This is a genomic window from Marinobacter sp. EN3 (assembly GCF_000475315.1).
Classification (GTDB): Bacteria; Pseudomonadota; Gammaproteobacteria; order Pseudomonadales; family Oleiphilaceae; genus Marinobacter; species Marinobacter nauticus.
Genome location: NZ_AXCC01000001.1, coordinates 1 through 14,062 on the forward strand (window position 1 = coordinate 1; position 14,062 = coordinate 14,062).

A 14,062-nucleotide genomic window follows, 5' to 3' on the forward strand; every position below is an offset into this window, starting at 1 on the left:
CATTTTAATTGGCCATTAACAGCGATCATTGTAAAAGTCTCTACTCAAAACCTCGATTATTTTCTGGGGGGATTACAGTTGAACTCATAACAATCGTTGGAGAATGGGTATGCAGAGCGGCGCGCGGACGGCCGCAGCCGTCCGGCTATGATTCGAATACCTTCAATTGGTTACATTTAAATATAAAATTTATGGGTTTGGACATACTGATGGTTCAGTCAATGTGAGCGCCCGGACCTTGCGTGTAAAAAATGTTGCCTATATTATCAAAAGTGTAAAAAAAGGGAGTTTCGTGTAAATAAAGTTCTGGCGAGGGGAAGAAAGGGAAAACATGCAGTACGCAGGTTATGCGCATCTCATCAATCAGGACAGTATCACGGCCATAGCGCCGGCAATAATTGTGGAAGTGCGCTCGGTCACCCGCAAGGAAACCATAGGCCAGACCATCGCCGTGCCCGCAAAGCTGGTCCCGGCCCCGGACGATCGACTGGGGCACGTCCTTTTCGCCATCAAACACGAAGGCATCAACCTGCAGGTATTAGCCCAGGCACTACCGGCTATCCCAGAACCTGAGATCCGGCAGGCCTTTGATGCCGCTCCAAACAGCCAATACCTGCGCAAGGCCTGTTTCCTGTGGGAGCACTTTACCGGTGAGACGATTCAACGCGCCACGGAGAACATCCGGCAGGCTTACGTGCCCTTGTTTAACACCAAAGCCTACATCACCGGCCAGGGACAAAAGAATCCCCGTTGGCGAGTGATATTTAATGGCCTGGGCACACTGGATTATTGCATCACAGTGCGGCGAACTGGAGAGCTTCAGGCGTTACTTGATGAGGATTTGCTGCAAAAAGCCACGGAGTTCACCGAGTCGCTGCCGAAAGACATTCTCAACCGCACGCTGGCTTGGGCCTACCTGCACGAAACCCGGGATTCCTACGCCATTGAAAACGAAGCGCCGTCGGAAGACAAAGCAACTCGCTTCGTAAATTTGCTGAAGCAGGCCCACAGCCCCCGTAAACTGGATGAAGACTACCTTGTAGATCTGCAAAACGCCGTTATCAGCAATGCGTTCTCCCAGGCGGTGTCTTTCCGAACGGAGCAGAACTATCTCAGTAACGGCCTGCGCGGTGCGCTGGGTGTTAGCTATGTGCCGCCGGCCCCGGAACTCTCGCGTTCCTTGATGGAGCATCTGATGGTGTTGGCAAACCAGCAGCCGGAAGATACGGACCCACTGGTATTGGCCAGCATCGTATCTTTTGGTTTTGTTTTTGTTCATCCCTTTATGGACGGCAATGGCCGCCTGTCCCGGTTTTTGTTTCACCAGATACTGTGCCAGCGTGGAGCCCTTCAGAATGGCCTGGTGCTTCCTGTATCCATAGTGTTACGCCAGAATGAATCCGAGTATCTAGGTGTGCTGCAAGCGTTTTCGGAACAAGCGAGGCAGTACTGGGATGTTACTTACATCGACGAAAACCAGTTTCAGTTCGAATTTAAGGGCCATGAAGCCCTCTACCGATACTGGGATGGCACCCACTGCGCAGAATTTATGGCCCGTGCAACCAAACAGGCTATTGAACAACACCTGAAAGAAGAAACCGTGTTCCTCACGCGGTACGACGAAATCTACCGCCGCATAGACCAGTCCTTCGATATACCCAACACCGATCTCTCCAGGCTGGTGATGTTCTGCCTGGACCAGAACGGCCGCATTTCGAATCACCGACGCAAGCAATATCAGTACAAGGTTCCAGAAGAGATCTTCGATGCGCTGGAACAGGCATATCGAATCCTGGTAAATGAAGACATCTAGCCTATGTAGCAGCGAGGTTTTCTACGCCTGATTGTCGAAAAAGGCTTACCGAAATTGCCAGCAGCTTGCTGTTATCTTGTATTCAGTGGAGTGAAATCTCTAACCCATTAAACACAGATTGAATGAAATGAAATTGGTCTGCATTTCCGACACCCACAGCCTGCATAGGCGCATTCCAGACATCCCGGACGGCGATGTGCTGATTCATGCCGGGGACTGCCTGGGGCAGGGTACGTTAGAAAACGTCAGAGATTTCAACGACTGGCTTGGGACTCTACCCCACAGGCACAAGATCGTTGTTGCCGGTAACCATGACTGGGCTTTCCAGGAAACGCCGGAACTCGCGCGGGAGGCATTAACCGAAGCCATTTACTTGGAAGACAGCGGTGTTGAGATCGAGGGAGTTCGATTCTGGGGCTCGCCCTGGACGCCTGCGTTCATGAATTGGGCGTTTATGTTGGACAGAGGTGAGCCGCTGTACAAAAAGTGGCTGCTCATCCCGGACAATACCGATGTGTTGATCACCCATGGACCGCCTAAAGGGATTGGTGATGAGGTTATGCTGGGATCCAATGCCTTGAATGTTGGCTGTGAGCAGCTGTTAGATCGAATCCAGCAACTTCTATTGAAGGCTCATGTCTTCGGGCACATTCATGAGGGCTATGGTGAGTACCTGCAGGGCGAAACCCGTCTCATTAATGCCAGTACCTGCAACGAACGTTATATGCCTGAGAATACTCCGGTGGTGTTAGATCTACCCCTTCAAAGAGGCTGAGCTTAAAAACGCCATGCTATGTTTGTTGCTCATTAACTGCGCGAAGCCAAGGGCGTCATAAACGCCTCAGCCACTTTCGCCGGCATCGGTTTGGCGTAAAGAAAGCCCTGGGCGAAATCGCATCCGAGATCCCGTATCAGCTTTGCCTGTTGCTCCGTCTCTACACCTTCTACAAGAATGCTCAAGCCGAGACTCTGGCCGACCGTAACCATGGCTTTCATGATGGCCATGTCGCTTTCGTTTTCCATGGCATAGTGAAGGAAGCTTCGATCGATCTTGATGCTGCATACTGGCAGCTTCCGAAGATAAACCAGGGAGGAGTATCCGGTGCCGAAGTCGTCAATGGATATATGGAGCCCGGCAGCCTTGAGGCGCTCCAGTTGCCTGGTTTGGCTTTCTTCACTGCCAAACACCTCGTTCTCCGTGAGCTCCACCCCGAGTTGCTCAGGTTTCAAGCCATAGTGTTGGATGGTTTCCAGGATCTGGTCAGCCAGGCGCGGATTGGTCAGTTGGCGACCGGACAAATTGACGTCAATGCGTACGCCAGCGAGCTCAGTTCCCTGCCAGGCTTTGAGCTGTTTGCATGCGGCATCGATCACCCAGTCACCGATACGGTTTATAAGTCCGGATTTTTCAGCGACCGGGATAAATGTCGCCGGGGAGACAAGGTTTGATGCCTTGTCGAAACACCGCAACAGCGCCTCGCATGAGGTGGTCCCGCCAGTTCTCAGATCTATCTGTGGCTGGTAGTAAAGTTCCAATCCACCATTCGTCAGGGCTTGGCGCAGCAGGGCGGTTATCTGTTGGTATTCGACTAGCCGATCGTTGATGTCCGAGGTGTAGAAGCAGACCGTATTTTTTCCGATCTCCTTTGCGCGGTACATGGCCGCGTCTGCGTTGCCCATGAGTTCCGTTGCGGTGCCGCCATTGTGTGGGTACAGGCTGACGCCAAAGCTTGCCGATACCTGATAGCAATCACCGTGAAGCTGCACCTTGCTTTCGAGTGCCTTGACCAGCCGTTGAAGTAATTCATGAATGCCTTCAGGGCCATGGAAATCGAACAGTAACAGAACGAATTCGTCTCCTCCGAAACGGCAGAGCAGATCGCTGTGTCGCAATTCCTGCTTTAAGGTGTCGGCAACCGATTTGAGGAGGGAGTCGCCCTGATAGTGGCCGAGGGTATCGTTAATCAGTTTGAAGTTGTCCAGATCCATGAAGATCACCGCAACTTCGCGATTGCAACGATCTGCCTCGGCCAGCCGGCTTTCAAGTTCAGACTCCATCAGGCGTCGGTTGGGTAACCCGGTAAGATCATCAAAACTGGCGCGGCGAACCAGTTCTGCCTTGGCTTGCGTTTGTTCTTCCAGGCTGATGTCGATACAGAACATTTCGCACTCGCCGGTATCCTGTTTGATCATGACATGACTGGAGTAAACGGGAACCAGGTGGCCATCCTTGTGTTTCAGTGCCAGTTCTTCTGCGGGAATGCTGATGTTGTGATCGAGCCAGTTGGTGTGGGCCTCAATGACGGCTTCGCGCATGGCTTCCGGAATAATCAGGTCCTCCAGCCGTTTTCCCTGAGCCTCATTTCTGGAGTACCCGTATAGTCTTGTGCTGGCTTCATTCCAGTAGATGACCCTCCGATTCCGGTCGTAGCCCTGAACGGCAACCATCGGAAGGCTCTCAATCAACTCATGGAACTTTTGTTCACTTTGCTCCGATTGTGACGATGACGACGATCTGTCCTTCTTCTTATCCATGACGGACGAGACTCCTCCCGGTTGGGTGAGAACGCATCTATGCGCTTTCCAGTCGTTCACAACAAGAATAGGAAGCCATTCCTCCGTTTGCGAGCCTGATGGGATATTCCTTGTTAGAATACGCCGGCATTTCCAACGTTTGGACGCTCAGTGAACACCACTTCCTTTGAATCCTTCGCCTGTCCGCTCGACGGCAATCCGCTACAGCGGGAAAACAAAGTCTGGCGCTGTCCGCAGGGCCATAGCTTCGATATTGCCCGCCAGGGCTACGTAAATTTGCTGCCAGTTCAGAAAAAGCGCTCGAAAGAACCTGGTGACAGCAAAGCCATGGTGGCCGCGCGCCAGCGCTTTCTGGAGGCGGGATACTATCGCCCGATTGCGGATGCCGTGTCGGCTGCAATCCTGAACGGCGCTGCGACGGGCAGCGAGCTCAGTTGTCTGGATGCCGGCTGTGGTGAGGGCTATTATCTGCGCCAACTAGCGTCCCAGGAGGACGAAATCTCACTATCGTTGCTCGGACTGGACATTTCCAAGTGGGCGGTGCTGGCGGCGGCGCGCATGGAAAAACGCGCAGGTTGGGTGGTTGGCAGCAATGCCAATCTGCCGGTGTTACCAGCTTCAGTCGACCGTGTGCTTTGCCTTTTCGGGTTCCCGGTGTATCCGGAGTTCGCGCGGGTTTTACGGCCAGGCGGGCGACTGGTACAGGTAGACGCCGGCCAGGATCATCTGAGGGAGTTGCGGGAGATTGTCTATCCGGAAGTTCGCGCAGACTCTCGTAAAGTGGCTCTGGTGCCAGAAGGATTTCGGCGAATCGGCACCCAGGATTTACGCTTCACAGTGCATCTCGAAGGCGCTGAGCCTATTGCCGATTTATTGGCAATGACCCCGCACCTCTACCGGGCGAGTGCGGAAGGCAGGGCACGGGCTGCGGCGCTGAAAACGTTATCGGTAACCGTGGATGTCTGCCTGCAAACGTTTGAGCGTTATAATCCTGCCGGCTGATCAGCGCTTTCCATCCCCCAGCGGGTGCCTCTCGCCTTGAGCCGGTAAAATTCCTCGATGATGCCGGCCATGGCCTCAGGGCAGTACTCCCGAAGGCCGCCCAGTACCAGCCGCTTGGCAACCTCGCCAACGGTTTTGCCGGAAGACTGCAGGTTGTATTCAAGCGTTACGTTGCCGCGTTTACCCGCAACTTCCAGATCTGCGTTGTTCAGTTCGAGGTCTGGGTGAGGGTTCTCCAGCTGTGTGAGAGCCAGGCTCATGCTCTCATACATCACCATTGGCCGGTCGGGATTGAACATCACCCCGTGTGATTCCATCAAGGGCTTGAGCGTGTGCGGAAAGTTTTTCCCGGACGCCGCAACATAGCACCGACTGAACTCTTCAATCACTTTTTCATCCCGGGTTACCGCGCCTTTACGGGTAACTTCCAGGTAGACCTTACCGGCTTCGTCGACAACGTTGATGGCTTCGCCATTTTCGCTTTCGCGGAACTCAAGCGGAACCTCGGCACCAAGCAGGTTACGGAACTTGAAGGTCATATTTTCTGAGAGCCCGAAACGGGACACCACAATGGTGAACAGCAGGTCGCCGGGCACGCAAAAACGACGGGCGTCCGGATCGTGGATCGGATTGAAGTCCCCGGCGATCTCTTTGGCAAAGTAGCTGGCCTGGGGTGCGGAAATCACAATACGTCCGTCCTGGACGGAATAGAACTGTTCAGAAAACATGGTGGGCCTTTTCTGGTTTGCTGAGCCTCGAGGGCCTGGGGAGTGAATTCACCCGAGCAGGCATTATAGGCCTTAGCGTGGCTCAAGGTGAGCCCGACCATGGTACTAATAAGGACGAATACGGACGAACAGGGAAATTCAGGCAACAAAAAAGGCAGCCGAAGCTGCCTTTTTGATCGTACTGGGCTGTTAATTACAGACCAACTACGTTTTCCGCCTGAGGACCTTTCTGGCCCTGAGTCACGGTGAATTCAACCTGCTGGCCTTCTGCCAGAGTCTTGAAGCCGCCGCCCTGAATGGCGCTGTAGTGAACGAAAACGTCCGGGCCGCCTTCACGAGTGATAAAGCCGAAGCCTTTGGATTCGTTGAAGAACTTAACAGTACCGGTAACAGTCGACATATTTTACTATCCTGAATTCAATCATTTAATGTGCTGCCTGGTCTCGTTGTGAGGGCAGGTCAGCGGTGTGCGGAAACATAAAAACTGGCGTGATCAAAAACAGGACGAACACTACTTATAACAACAGGGATGCGTCTTATTGATGAATGCTTTGCTAAATCTTTCCAACGACCGCCACTGTACTCCTGTCTGGATGGTTTGCATAGCTATTTTTTCTAGGCAGATACCCTGATCACCGGAAACCGCTCAAACCAACTCGCTCGAATCCTGCAGTTTGCGCGTTAACCGGGACATCAACTCACCACCGTGCCGCCAGAAGTGCCAGTAAAGAGGAACTTCCAGGCCGCTGCCGGGGGCGATACTAACCAGTCGATTTGCCTCGATATGCTCCCGGGCCTGAATTTCCGGAATCATTCCATAACCCATGCCGGTCAGCGCAAGCTTTACGAAGCCCTCGGATGAAGGGCATAGGTGGTGCGGAAATTTGCCCTGATAGCCCACCCGGGCCAGGAACCGATGCTGGAGTTGATCGTTGGGCCCAAACACAATGGCGGGCGCGGATTGCAGGCTCCCGTTGTTCAGCCCGTCTGGAAAATAGCGGCGGGTATACTCCGGTGTGGCCAATGGCAGATACGTCATCACTCCCAGCGGTATGCACCGGGCGCCGGCAACCGGCTGAGGGCTGCTGCAAAGGCAGGCGGCTACGTCGCCCTCGCGCATGCGCCGCAGTCCTACGTCCTGGTCTTCTACCACCATGTCCAGAAGTATTCCTTCTTCGGTACAGAAGTCGCCGACGGCAGAGGCCCACCAGGTTGCGAGGCTGTCCGCATTGAGCGCGACGCGAAATCGAGTGGCTGGTTCGGCCAGAGAGGGAATGGAACTGGTCAGGTCGCGTTCCAGCAGGCGCACCTGATGAACATGATTGAGCAATCTCTGGCCTGCGGGCGTTGCTCTTGGGTTCTGGCTACGCACCAGCACAGGTTGGCCAAGCCTGACTTCAAGCGTACGAATTCGCTGAGAAATGGCGGACTGGCTGATGCCCAGCATGTCGCCGGCTTTATCAAAACCACCGGCGTCGACCACGGCGGCAAGGGCTTCCAGCAATTTGTAGTCAAGCATAAGAAAAACTTATCAGGCATTAACAGGATGAATTTCAAGTATAGCGGTAACGGGGTAGGCTTTCGCCATTAATCATAAGGAGTGCAGTGGTGTTTGAGAGTTATCTGACAGGCCTGGTTGTGTGTGGTGGAATTATCGTGGCTATTGGTGCCCAGAATGCCTACGTTCTCAGCCAGGCGATTCGTCGTGAACACCATTGGTGGTCAGCAGGTTTGTGTATGACCTCGGATATCCTGCTGTTCACCCTGGGCATGTTTGGCGTGAGTGCGGCACTGATGGCCATGCCCGAGGCGCTGGATGTGCTCAGATGGCTGGGCGTTGGGTTTCTTGGTTTGCTGGCAGGACAGGCGTTCTATCGGGTTCTCAAGGGGAGAGCGTCGCTGGCGGCAGGGGAAGCTCGGCGCAGCACCGTCAAAGGCGTGATCCTGACAACCTTGGCGGTCACCTTGCTGAACCCCCAGGTTTACCTGGATACGTTACTGTTAATTCCAGCAGTGGGGGCCCAGCAATCGGATCCGGCCACGTTTGTGGCGGGTGCCAGTAGCGCGTCGGTGCTTTGGTTCGGCGCGCTGGCCTGGGCCGGTTCCCGGCTGGCGCCCTGGTTGGCCAGGCCTGCGGCGTGGCGTGTGATTGACGGTGTTATCGGCCTGATGATGGCTGCGATTGCTATCCAGCTCGCTTCAGGAGGGCTGTAACCCTATAGCCTCTTTGCGCCTGACATCGTTCGTGTAAAGGTTTCGCAAAACCCTGATCCCCGGCTTCTTTTTCCCGTATCAGTTCTCTATGGTTCGGTCTGATTTGAACTCTTGGAGATATCTGAATGGCCTCTGCTACCCGTGCCGGGCATCGCTGGCTGAAGTGGGTTGGATTTCTGTGTGTGCTGTGCGCGATAGCCTTCGCTGTCGTTTGGTACGCCCGCAATGCTAACGGCAATGAACCGGCTTTGAATACCGTGGCGGTGAGCCGAGGCGACATCCAGAACCTGGTTTCGGCCACCGGCGTGCTTGAGCCGAGTGATTATGTGGATGTGGGTGCACAGGTTTCCGGCCAGCTGGAGCTGATTCACGTACGAGTGGGCCAACCCGTTAGCACCGGCGATCTGCTGGCGGAAATCGACCCTACCGTGTATGTGGCGAAAGTGGATGCCACCCGCGCCCAGTTGAAGAACCAGCAGGCCCAGCTAGCCGATCGCAAGGCCCAGCTGCGGCTCGCCGAGATCCAGTTCCAGCGCCAGCAGAACCTGTGGCGTGAAGATGCGACCACACGGGAATCCCTGCAGACTGCCGAAGCATCTTTAGCGTCCGCCCGGGCGCAGTTGGCCATGCTTGAGGCACAGATAGAACAGACCTCCTCCACCCTGAGGGCTGAAGAAGCCAATCTGGGTTATGCCCGCATCTATGCGCCGATGGATGGCACTGTGGTATCCATCGAAGCCCGCCAGGGGCAAACCCTGAACGCGAGCCAGACCGCGCCGTTGCTTATGCGCATTGCCAATCTGAGCACCATGCGGGTGCGGGCCCAGGTGTCTGAGGCCGACGTCGGCAAGCTGCAACCGGGCATGCGGGTGTACTTCACCACACTTGGCGATTCGGAGCATAAGCTCTACGGCGAGTTGCAGTACATTGAGCCAACCCCCGAAGTAACCAACAACGTGGTGCTCTACAACGCGCTGTTTACGGTGGATAACCAGGAGGGGCGGCTGTTGCCCCAGATGACCGCCCAGGTGTTCTTTATTCAGGATGAGGCGCTGAATGTATTGCGGGTGCCAGTCAGTGCGGTGGTGAGAAACCAGGTCAAGGTCCTGGATGCGAAGGGGCAGCCACAGATTCGGGCCATCGAAACCGGCATCAGCAACCGCGTATACGTGGAGGTTCGGTCCGGATTGAATGAGGGTGATCAGGTGGTTCTTGCAAACCGGGATCCGCGGGCCGGGCAGGGTGAGAGCCGGGCTGCCTTTCGGGGTATGCTGAGATGAGCCCGCGACCGTTGATTGAGCTTCAAGACATTACCCGATCCTTTGGCGAGGGCGAACTGGCGGTTCCTGTGCTCAAGGGCATTGATCTGAAAATCTGGCCCGGTGAGTTTGTGGCCATCATGGGGCCATCGGGCTCCGGCAAATCTACCCTGATGAACATCCTCGGCTGTCTGGATCAGCCCAGCGCTGGCCAGTACCGGTTCAATGGCAGGGACGTGTCTTCCCTGGACCGGGACGAACTGGCACGGCTTCGGCGCGATGCCTTTGGTTTTGTGTTCCAGAGCTATAACCTGTTGCCTGGAATGACTGCCCGGGAGAATGTTGAGATTCCGGCAATTTATGCCGGTATGGCGCCGGCCGAGCGGCATGCAAGGGCGGAACGGTTACTCACCGGGCTCGGGCTGGGCGAGCGCCTGTCGCACAGGCCGGCACAGCTATCGGGTGGTCAGCAACAGCGAGTGTCTATTGCCCGGGCCCTGATGAACGGCGGCCAGTTGATCTTCGCAGACGAACCGACCGGTGCTTTGGACAGCAAAAGCAGCCAGGAAGTGATCCGGCTGTTAACCGATCTTTCTGAGCAGGGCCACACCATTATCCTGATCACCCACGACCCCGATGTGGCAACAGTGGCTCGTCGGCAAATTCGCATTGCCGATGGTGAGATTGTTGAGGACACCGGCGCAGAAGTGCCCTCGGTCCCGATGCCAGCAACCGACCAGAATGGCCGTCGCCGTTCCCGCCTTGGCGACTGGCAGGAAGCCCTGAAAAGCGCGGTGCGTTCCCTGCACAGTAACCTGTTTCGGACGGCGTTGACCCTGCTTGGCATCGTAATCGGGGTTGCCTCAGTGATCACCATGCTGGCGATCGGGGAGGGGGCCCGAAAGGATGTGGTCGACAGAATCAGCACCATGGGCAGTGATCTGCTGCTGGTGCGCCCCGGTGGGCCCGATCAGCGGGGTGGGCGCTGGAGCGTGACCACGCTGGTACCATCTGACTTCAAAGCAATCAATGAGATAGAGGGTGTTCTTGCAGCAATACCTGAACTGACTGGCGGACAGACGCTGCGATATTCCAACCGGGATCACTCGGCTGAGATCAATGCCACCTCCTTCCGGTTCCCGGTGGCCCGCCAGTGGCCTGTTGTTGAGGGCACCTTCTTCAGCGCCCAGGATGAAGCCAGTTACGCAGCCGTAGCAGTATTGGGCAAAACCACCGCCAACGCTCTGTTTCCTGACGAAAGCCCCCTTGGTAAACACCTGATGGTTAACAACGTGCTGTTTCAGGTGATTGGCGTGATGGATGAAAAAGGCGCCTCTCCCATGGGACAGGACCAGGACGATGTGGTGTTTGTTCCCTACACCACGGGCAGCCTGCGCATTTTCGGGCAAACGCACCTGCGCAACATCACCGTGGCTGTGGCCGACATCGACCGTATGGATGAGATCGAAGCCCTCATTCACGACACTCTGATGGCCCGCCATGGCATTGAGGACTTTACTATCCGCAACATGGCTTCATTGATTGAAACCATTTCGGAAACCCAGAATACACTCACCTGGCTGCTGGGCTCTATTGCTGCAATTTCCCTCCTTGTGGGTGGCATCGGGGTGATGAATATCATGCTGGTGAGCGTCACTGAACGTACCCGCGAAATCGGTATTCGCATGGCCACCGGTGCCCGGGCGTGGAATATCCTGCAGCAGTTTCTGACCGAGGCCTGGCTGGTATCGGCCATAGGCGGGTTGATTGGTGTTGTCATCGGCATTGCCGCAACCCGGATTATTGGCTCTCTGGGCACACCCATTCACATGACGCTGCTACCCATGGCTCTGGCCTTTGGTTGCGCTTTTGCCACAGGCCTGCTGTTCGGGTTTCTGCCCGCCCGTAAGGCCGCCCATCTGGACCCTGTTCATGCACTGGCCTCGGAGTAATGTTATGAGCGTTCGCCATATCGCACTGGTGTCGGTGTTGTTGACCGGGTGTGCCGGCTTTCAGCCACAACCCATCGAGCGGCCGGTGAATCCGCCGGCCCAATGGCACATCGGGGCTGGCGCCAGCGAAGCGGTTAGTGCGCGTTGGTGGTATTCCTTCGATGATGAAGAACTCAACCGTTTAATAGACCGCGCACTTTCGAATAATCCGGATCTTGCTGCCACCGCTCAGGCAGTGATTCAGGCAGATTTGCAGTTGCGCAACGCCGGAGCTGCCTTGCTGCCGACCCTTGGTGCATCGGGAAGCACGGGTAAACAGGCAAGCGAGGCCTCCGGCCAGGATCGTGTCACGAGTGGTTCTAGTAGCCTCGGGCTGTCGGTTGACTACGAGCTGGATCTCTGGGGTCGCCTGTCCGCCGCGGAAGCCGGGGCTCTCGCTGGTTTCCAGGCTTCGGAGTATGACTATGACGCCGCCCGAATGACGCTGGTGGCCTCGGTAGCCAGTACCTGGTTCGAATGGCAGGAGTTGCAGCAGCGCGTGGATATTGCGCGTCGGAATCTGGAACTGGGCGAAAAAACACTGGCCCTCGTCGAGGCCCGGTATCGTAACGGTGTGGCCGATCGCTCGGAATTGTCCCGCCAGCAAACCTCCGTACTGAACCTGAAGAATGCGGTGCCGCCACTGGAGTATCAGGCCCGGCAACGGTTAGCGGCCTTGCGGCTACTGACCGGGGATTATCCGTTTACGGAAGAGATTCCGGAGGCTGGGCTACTTGCGGTTCAAGTGCCGGAGATCAACCCTGAAACACCGGCCAGCCTGGTTACCCGAAGACCGGACCTGGCGGCTGAGGAGGCTCGGCTGTTGGCCGCCAGTGCGGACGTCGAGCAGGCCAGGGCGGCCTTGATGCCATCGGTGTCGCTCAGCGGCGCGGTTCGCTTCTCTACCAACAGCTTTGTAAGCCTGGCCGACCCATTGCAAACCGCCAATGGCCTGCTTGCCCTCAGCCAGACTTTGTTTGACGGAGGCCAGCGTCAAAACAATGTGGCCATTTCGGAATCCCGGCGGGTGGCTTTGTTGGCGAGTTACCGTGCCAGCCTGCTCTTGGCATTCCAGGAAGTAGGGGATGCACTCGACAGAGAAGCGCTGTACCTGGATCAGGAGCAGCGGTTACAGAGTATTCTCGCCCAGGCGGAAGAGACCTTACGGTTGACCGAAGTGCGCTATCGGGAAGGGGCAGATGACCTGCTCACCTTGCTGGAAAGCCAGCGAACCGTATTTGATGCCCGGCAGCAGCTCAGTCAGGTACGACTGAACCGACTGATTGCAGCGGTGGATCTTTACAAGGCGCTGGGAGGCGGCTGGCAGGCAGAGCCTCAAGGGCGTGCTATGGCGCCGGCTGAGGTAGTTCGCCTTCGATCAGAAACTGGTCCAGGCTGAATTCGTAAACCTGTTTACTGCCATCCGGTTCCGACAGGCTCATGGACACCTGGCTGGGCGACGTCACGGCAATCAGTTTTTGATAACTTCTGGGTGCGGCGTCCCGGAACACGCTGGCGTTAAACAAGGCCACATTGACGCCCTCAACGCCGTTGTCTGGATGGTACGGAAGAGCGTAAAGGCCGGCTTGCAGGGCGCGGGCTGAGAGAAACTGGAAGGCGCCCACTTGCAGGCTACGCATGTCGGTACCCACAGCCTGGCTTTCCCGGTAGCTGACTGGATCTGTCAGCGTATGATGAAGATCCTGCCAGCGTTCAGACTGCAGCCGAACACCTCGTTCCGTTCGGAATCGCGCGCTGAACACCGTGTGCAAGGTGGTTAACGGGCGCTTGAACGGGGTTTTCAGGTGGCTCATGAACACAAACCGGTAAAACGCGGTTTCCGCCAGGGCAGCGGGAATGGCCATGGCTCCGTAGAACAGGCTTGGCTCGAAATTGCGGCCAAAACGTGAGCCGTATTTCAGGGGCGGATAGCGGAACGGTGTGGTCAGCAGGTAATGGCGTTTTCGTGCCGTGCCGGGTACCGGTGGCTTGTTGCTTTCCAGCAGTTCCTCCAGTCGATTCTGTTCCTGCATACTGTCGACAATGCGCGCCGTCGCGATGTCTTCCTGGCTTTCCACTACCCGGAACAGGCTGCCTTGCAGCGGTGCGATGGACTGGGCAATCCGTTCCCGATAATTCAAATCCGCCCCCGCATGGCGTCCAGGTAGTGAACCACCCGAACCAGGCCTTCCGTGCTCTGGATCATCTCTCTGGGTGTATCCTCAAAATAGTGGTTGGGCGTGTTCAGCCAATGGGTCATGGCCTCCCTTTCACCGCCGGTCAATGCATAGACGCTGCGGTAAAGCCGGATAAACAACAATGCCAGTTCACCGGACTTGCTGGCCGGATCGATGCCGTCGCGGGTCAGACCTGTGCGGTTTCGGCCAACCACGGCTGCGATTTCCGCTTGTGGCAGACCAAAGGCTTTCGCCGCGTTCAGCAGAGCCTTGGACAGCAGAGCTTTATCGCTGGATTCCGGTGCTACGCGAACCGCTTCTGACATGCCTCGACCTCCCGTGA

At 56.2% G+C, this 14,062-nt stretch carries 13 protein-coding genes; 7 read left to right on the forward strand and 6 right to left on the reverse strand.

Going from position 1 to position 14,062, the window contains the following annotated elements:
- The first annotated feature begins 331 nt into the window (after positions 1 to 331).
- Together Q675_RS19535 and Q675_RS19540 are read left to right on the forward strand one after the other, a co-directional pair.
- Positions 332 to 1,813, forward strand: coding sequence for a Fic family protein (locus Q675_RS19535; RefSeq protein ID WP_023010215.1), 1,482 nt, complete (start codon positions 332 to 334; stop codon positions 1,811 to 1,813).
- 127 nt (positions 1,814 to 1,940) lie between these two features.
- Positions 1,941 to 2,588 (forward strand): metallophosphatase domain-containing protein, encoded by a 648-nt coding sequence (locus Q675_RS19540; RefSeq protein WP_023010216.1) that lies wholly within the window; start codon positions 1,941 to 1,943, stop codon positions 2,586 to 2,588.
- Positions 2,589 to 2,620: 32 nt separating this feature from the next.
- Here the strand turns inward: Q675_RS19540 and Q675_RS19545 are convergent, their stop codons facing one another.
- Positions 2,621 to 4,348: a putative bifunctional diguanylate cyclase/phosphodiesterase gene (locus tag Q675_RS19545; protein WP_031210902.1), complete on the reverse strand. Its 1,728-nt coding sequence runs from the start codon at positions 4,346 to 4,348 to the stop codon at positions 2,621 to 2,623.
- Between the two features lie 150 nt (positions 4,349 to 4,498).
- On the opposite strand from Q675_RS19545, the gene Q675_RS19550 reads away from it, so the two are divergent.
- Positions 4,499 to 5,350 carry a putative RNA methyltransferase gene (locus Q675_RS19550; protein ID WP_023010218.1) on the forward strand — a complete coding sequence of 284 codons (852 nt, stop codon included), beginning with the start codon at positions 4,499 to 4,501 and terminating at the stop codon, positions 5,348 to 5,350.
- Here the strand turns inward: Q675_RS19550 and Q675_RS19555 are convergent.
- The 3 genes from Q675_RS19555 to Q675_RS19565 form a co-directional block, all read right to left on the reverse strand.
- A complete protein-coding gene (locus tag Q675_RS19555) occupies positions 5,332 to 6,078 on the reverse strand; it encodes a DUF3581 family protein (protein WP_014421662.1) in 747 nt (248 codons plus the stop codon). The genes Q675_RS19550 and Q675_RS19555 overlap by 19 nt on opposite strands.
- Before the next feature lie 193 nt (positions 6,079 to 6,271).
- The gene (locus Q675_RS19560) at positions 6,272 to 6,478 is read right to left on the reverse strand and encodes a cold-shock protein (protein WP_011784828.1); all 207 of its coding nucleotides are present in this window, start codon (positions 6,476 to 6,478) and stop codon (positions 6,272 to 6,274) included.
- A 246-nt stretch (positions 6,479 to 6,724) separates the two neighbouring features.
- Positions 6,725 to 7,597 carry a LysR family transcriptional regulator ArgP gene (locus Q675_RS19565; protein WP_014421661.1) on the reverse strand — a complete coding sequence of 291 codons (873 nt, stop codon included), beginning with the start codon at positions 7,595 to 7,597 and terminating at the stop codon, positions 6,725 to 6,727.
- 89 nt (positions 7,598 to 7,686) lie between these two features.
- Here Q675_RS19565 and Q675_RS19570 point away from each other — a divergent pair, with 89 nt between their 5' ends.
- From Q675_RS19570 to Q675_RS19585, 4 genes are all read left to right on the forward strand, one after another.
- Positions 7,687 to 8,292, forward strand: coding sequence for a LysE/ArgO family amino acid transporter (locus tag Q675_RS19570; RefSeq protein WP_014421660.1), 606 nt, complete (start codon positions 7,687 to 7,689; stop codon positions 8,290 to 8,292).
- A 125-nt stretch (positions 8,293 to 8,417) separates the two neighbouring features.
- On the forward strand, positions 8,418 to 9,572 hold the full coding sequence (locus Q675_RS19575; protein WP_014421659.1) for an efflux RND transporter periplasmic adaptor subunit: 1,155 nt from the start codon (positions 8,418 to 8,420) through the stop codon (positions 9,570 to 9,572).
- On the forward strand, positions 9,569 to 11,503 hold the full coding sequence (locus Q675_RS19580) for a MacB family efflux pump subunit (RefSeq protein ID WP_014421658.1): 1,935 nt from the start codon (positions 9,569 to 9,571) through the stop codon (positions 11,501 to 11,503). The genes Q675_RS19575 and Q675_RS19580 overlap by 4 nt, the downstream gene beginning before the upstream one ends.
- A gap of 4 nt (positions 11,504 to 11,507) precedes the next feature.
- A complete protein-coding gene (locus Q675_RS19585; protein WP_023010219.1) occupies positions 11,508 to 12,941 on the forward strand; it encodes an efflux transporter outer membrane subunit in 1,434 nt (477 codons plus the stop codon).
- Here Q675_RS19585 and Q675_RS19590 read toward each other — a convergent pair.
- A complete protein-coding gene (locus tag Q675_RS19590; protein WP_014421656.1) occupies positions 12,889 to 13,683 on the reverse strand; it encodes an RES family NAD+ phosphorylase in 795 nt (264 codons plus the stop codon). The two genes, Q675_RS19585 and Q675_RS19590, sit on opposite strands and share 53 nt — an antisense overlap.
- Positions 13,680 to 14,045 carry an MbcA/ParS/Xre antitoxin family protein gene (locus Q675_RS19595; RefSeq protein WP_014421655.1) on the reverse strand — a complete coding sequence of 122 codons (366 nt, stop codon included), beginning with the start codon at positions 14,043 to 14,045 and terminating at the stop codon, positions 13,680 to 13,682. The genes Q675_RS19590 and Q675_RS19595 overlap by 4 nt, the downstream gene beginning before the upstream one ends.
- Positions 14,046 to 14,062: the final 17 nt, after the last annotated feature.

Coding starts and splice junctions, on each gene's coding strand:
- Q675_RS19565 (WP_014421661.1), bottom strand. CDS start 7,597: ATGCTTGACTACAAATTGCTGGAAGCCCTTGCCGCCGTGGTCGACGCC.
- Q675_RS19535 (WP_023010215.1), top strand. CDS start 332: ATGCAGTACGCAGGTTATGCGCATCTCATCAATCAGGACAGTATCACG.
- Q675_RS19555 (WP_014421662.1), bottom strand. CDS start 6,078: ATGTTTTCTGAACAGTTCTATTCCGTCCAGGACGGACGTATTGTGATT.
- Q675_RS19560 (WP_011784828.1), bottom strand. CDS start 6,478: ATGTCGACTGTTACCGGTACTGTTAAGTTCTTCAACGAATCCAAAGGC.
- Q675_RS19575 (WP_014421659.1), top strand. CDS start 8,418: ATGGCCTCTGCTACCCGTGCCGGGCATCGCTGGCTGAAGTGGGTTGGA.
- Q675_RS19580 (WP_014421658.1), top strand. CDS start 9,569: ATGAGCCCGCGACCGTTGATTGAGCTTCAAGACATTACCCGATCCTTT.
- Q675_RS19545 (WP_031210902.1), bottom strand. CDS start 4,348: ATGGATAAGAAGAAGGACAGATCGTCGTCATCGTCACAATCGGAGCAA.
- Q675_RS19585 (WP_023010219.1), top strand. CDS start 11,508: ATGAGCGTTCGCCATATCGCACTGGTGTCGGTGTTGTTGACCGGGTGT.
- Q675_RS19595 (WP_014421655.1), bottom strand. CDS start 14,045: ATGTCAGAAGCGGTTCGCGTAGCACCGGAATCCAGCGATAAAGCTCTG.
- Q675_RS19540 (WP_023010216.1), top strand. CDS start 1,941: ATGAAATTGGTCTGCATTTCCGACACCCACAGCCTGCATAGGCGCATT.